Source organism: Mesorhizobium sp. B263B2A, from assembly GCF_020165775.1.
GTDB lineage: Bacteria > Pseudomonadota > Alphaproteobacteria > Rhizobiales > Rhizobiaceae > Mesorhizobium > Mesorhizobium opportunistum.
The window spans coordinates 1-3,231 of the sequence record NZ_JAIUIU010000058.1; the positions used below are offsets into that span (position 1 = coordinate 1).

Annotated in this window: 3 protein-coding genes; all 3 read right to left on the reverse strand. The window is 62.8% G+C overall.

The features are described from left to right. Nucleotides 1–4: 4 nt before the first annotated feature. The 3 genes from LB568_RS33315 to LB568_RS33325 are packed head-to-tail and all read right to left on the reverse strand — an operon-like array spanning nt 5 to nt 3,176. Nucleotides 5–1,012, reverse strand: a complete 1,008-nt coding sequence (locus LB568_RS33315; RefSeq protein ID WP_064995508.1) for a tyrosine-type recombinase/integrase — start codon at nt 1,010–1,012, stop codon at nt 5–7. Next, a complete protein-coding gene (locus LB568_RS33320) occupies nt 1,009–1,941 on the reverse strand; it encodes a tyrosine-type recombinase/integrase (RefSeq protein WP_064995509.1) in 933 nt (310 codons plus the stop codon). The genes LB568_RS33315 and LB568_RS33320 overlap by 4 nt, the downstream gene beginning before the upstream one ends. Then, complete coding sequence (locus tag LB568_RS33325; RefSeq protein ID WP_084016273.1) at nt 1,938–3,176, reverse strand: site-specific integrase; 1,239 nt, start codon at nt 3,174–3,176, stop codon at nt 1,938–1,940. Before LB568_RS33325 ends, LB568_RS33320 begins: the two co-directional genes overlap by 4 nt. Nucleotides 3,177–3,231 lie beyond the last annotated feature (55 nt).

A 3,231-nucleotide genomic window follows, 5' to 3' on the forward strand; every position in this document is an offset into this window, starting at 1 on the left:
TAGCTTAGATGCTGTTCAGCAGTTGCAGAACGGCATCGGTGGGCCGGAAGCGCGCCCCGTAATTGCCCTCGATGCCCGCCTTTTCGATTCCGTTGCGCATCATCTCGACATCCGCGGCGGCATAGCGGTGGGTGGTGGCGACCTGTGCGTGCCCGAGCCAGGCTTGAATCGTCAAAAGATCCACGCCGGACTGGAGAAGCTTCATGGCGAGGGAGTGCCGGAAGATGTGTGGCGATATGGGCTTTTCGGCCAAGTCCGGCCTAATGGCCACTGCCTTGGCCGCCGCTCGTCGTACGATGTGGGTCGCCCCGAAGCGCGTCAGGCGCTCATTGTGGGCGCCGACAAAGATCGGTCGTGGTTCGAGGTTGGCGATTCCGCGTTCGCGCAACAAGGCCGCCAGCGCTCTCGCCAAATCCTGAGAAACGGGGATGACGCGATCTCTGCGCCCCTTACCGTGCAACAGCACCTGCGAACGCGGGCGTTCCAACTGAAGGTCGTCAGCATTGACACCAATGGCTTCGGAGACCCGCGCGCCGGTCCGCGCCAGGAACAGCAGAAACGCGCGGTCGCGCCGACCACGGGGCGTCCTCTGATCGGGCGCCGCAATGATTGCGTCCACTTCTGCGTTGGTGAGGTGGCGCGTCACCTCAATGTGCGCCCGTTTTGTGGGAATCGTCAGCACGCGTTGCGCGACACCAAAGGACGCCGGGTCGGCCGCTGCCACATGGTGGAAGAAAGATCGTATCGCAGCTAGTCGGGCATTGCGCGTGGCGACGGTGTTGTTCCGCTTCTCCTCGAGTTCGTCGAGAAAGGCGAGAACGAGGTCTCGATCGAGATCTTCGAGCACCAACGCCGCCGGCCTCTTCCGCAACCTGGCGGCGGCAAAGAGGATCAGCATGCGCAAGGCGTCGCGATAGCTCGCGACAGTCGCGGGAGTGGCGTTGCGCTGCTTGGTCAAGCGCCGGCGAAAGTAGGATTCCAGGAGCGGCGCCAGGAGAAGATGTTCGCTCATGCTGCACCTCCATCGAGGAAAGCGCGGTCCGCCGCAATGGCGAGAAGATCCGTCGAACCAGTGAGGTAGTAAGCGGTATCGCTGTAGCTGGCGTGGCCGAGATATGTGGCGAGCAACGGGAGCAGCGCCTGAACGTCTGCGCGCTGTTGGTGCCAGAAGCTGAGGCGGGTCACGGCGAACCGGTGCCTGAGATCGTGCGGCCTTAAGGGCTTACCGCCATCAAGGCCGGCGAGCTTGCGGACCTCGGCAAAACCGTTTTGCAGGCCGGTCGCTGAGAGGCGGTTGCCACGAGAGCTGAGGAAGAAGCCCTGGTCCTTGGGCGTGGGAAAAGCGGCGTCACGCTCACGGGCGTAATGGCGAAGGGCAGCCTGGGTCGTCGTGTGAACTGGAACGAGACGGTCCTTGCGGAACTTCGTCTTCCGAACCAGAAGAACCCCGCTGGTCAGATCGACGTCGGAACGATCAAGCCTGACCACTTCGCCAGATCGCAGTCCCGAGCTTGCTAACAATCCGATCAGCGTTGCCATCGTCCGCCCCCTGAGAGGGATGCCTGGCGAAATGCGCGCACATGCGTCGATGAGCGACGCCAACTCTGACTCGCTGAGGATCCGCGGCGGCGGAATCGCCCTGGATCTGGGAAAGACTCTACGCTCCAAGGTCTCCGTTTGGGCGTCATAGACGGCGAGATACTCGTAGAATCGGCGGAGCACGCCGTGACGAGTGGTGCGGCTGTTGGCGGCGCCGCCGAACGACAGGACGAAGTCCAGCGCCATCGTCCGGGTGGCGGGCGCATCGAACTGAGCGCGTTCAACGTAGCGGACGAAAGCCCGCAACGTGCCAGCTTGTTTGCTGAAAGAGTAGCCGAGCGAGTGGCGCAGTTCGATGTAACGCTCGGCCTTCTCGCCGAGGAATCGGGTAAACGCGGTCATGCCGCGCCTCCCGGAAAGGGGAGTGCGACCTCGGCGAGTTGCGAGGCCGCAACCTTCACGTACAGCGCCGTTGTGTTGATGCTCCGGTGGCCAAGAAGATCGGCGACCTCGTTGATTGGCCTTCGCTGCCTGACGAGCTGGGTGGCAAGGCTGTGGCGCAGGAGATGCGCACCTGCGACCCGCCCGAGTTCGACCCCGCCATGCCGCAACCGCTTCCGCACGATCCTCGAAACAGGCGACGCGCACTTGAACGGCCCCAGCGGCGGCGCGAAGGACAGGAACAGATACGGACTATCCACCTTCGGTCGAGCGCGCAGGATGTAATCGGCGAGTGCGGCGCCGGTCTCCTCGAGGAGTGGTACCACCCGATCACGCTTGCCCTTGGTGCGCCGGACAAAAACCTCGCCAGTACGCCAGTGGATATCCTTCAGCCGAATGGCGCGTAACTCGCCGTTGCGAATGCCGGTGGTGGCGAGCAGCAGCAAGACGGCTCGATCGCGGATGTCGACCGGCGTCGTTGCGCCGATCGCATCGATCGCCTGCCGAACGTCATCCCATGCAAGGCGCGGCGGCAAATGTGCCAAACGCCAAGAGGGCGTCCTTGGGACAACGCGGGCGAGATCTTGGCGATGGTGGCCAGCCCAATACAAAAACCGAAGAAATGTTCGGATGTGAGAAGTCGCTGCCGTGCGGCTGCTGGAGGTCGCCGATAGTGACAGCCGATGCTCGACAGCAGCGAGGACGTGCTCAGCCGCCAACGCCTCGAGGTCCTGGCCGGGATGGTGATGGCGGAACCAATCCAAAAAGCGGCGACCGCCCAGAAGAACGCCTTCGCGGGTCTTCGGCTCCAGGCCCCGCACCCTGCGCAGATAGTCCGAAAAGGAGGCCAGAAGCGGATTATCCGGGTCAGCATCTACACTGGGAACGGAAGCAATGAATCGCTCCGGAGCCACTCGCAGTGCGTGTCCCAGCGCCGACACTGCTCCAATGCGTGGAGAATCCGTCGTAAACGTGGACAAATAGCTATCGACGACATCCTGATGGATCGGCATCGGACCACAGCGCGTCGCGGCAAACTGGCTAAAGCGCGCAATCCGGCTCAGGTAAATCTTGGCGGACGCTCGCTTATAACCAAGCGTGAAAAAATGCTCCGCGAGGCGATCCATCTCGCCGCCGAGCGCACCGCTACGCAGGCGCTTGAGTACCCCACGATACGAAAAATAGAAGTCGAGCATATTGCCCCTCCAGCATTGCGGCGCAGGGGGATCCCGCGTCCGTCAGAGAGGCATG

Coding starts and splice junctions, on each gene's coding strand:
- LB568_RS33320 (WP_064995509.1), bottom strand. CDS start 1,941: ATGACCGCGTTTACCCGATTCCTCGGCGAGAAGGCCGAGCGTTACATC.
- LB568_RS33325 (WP_084016273.1), bottom strand. CDS start 3,176: ATGCTCGACTTCTATTTTTCGTATCGTGGGGTACTCAAGCGCCTGCGT.
- LB568_RS33315 (WP_064995508.1), bottom strand. CDS start 1,012: ATGAGCGAACATCTTCTCCTGGCGCCGCTCCTGGAATCCTACTTTCGC.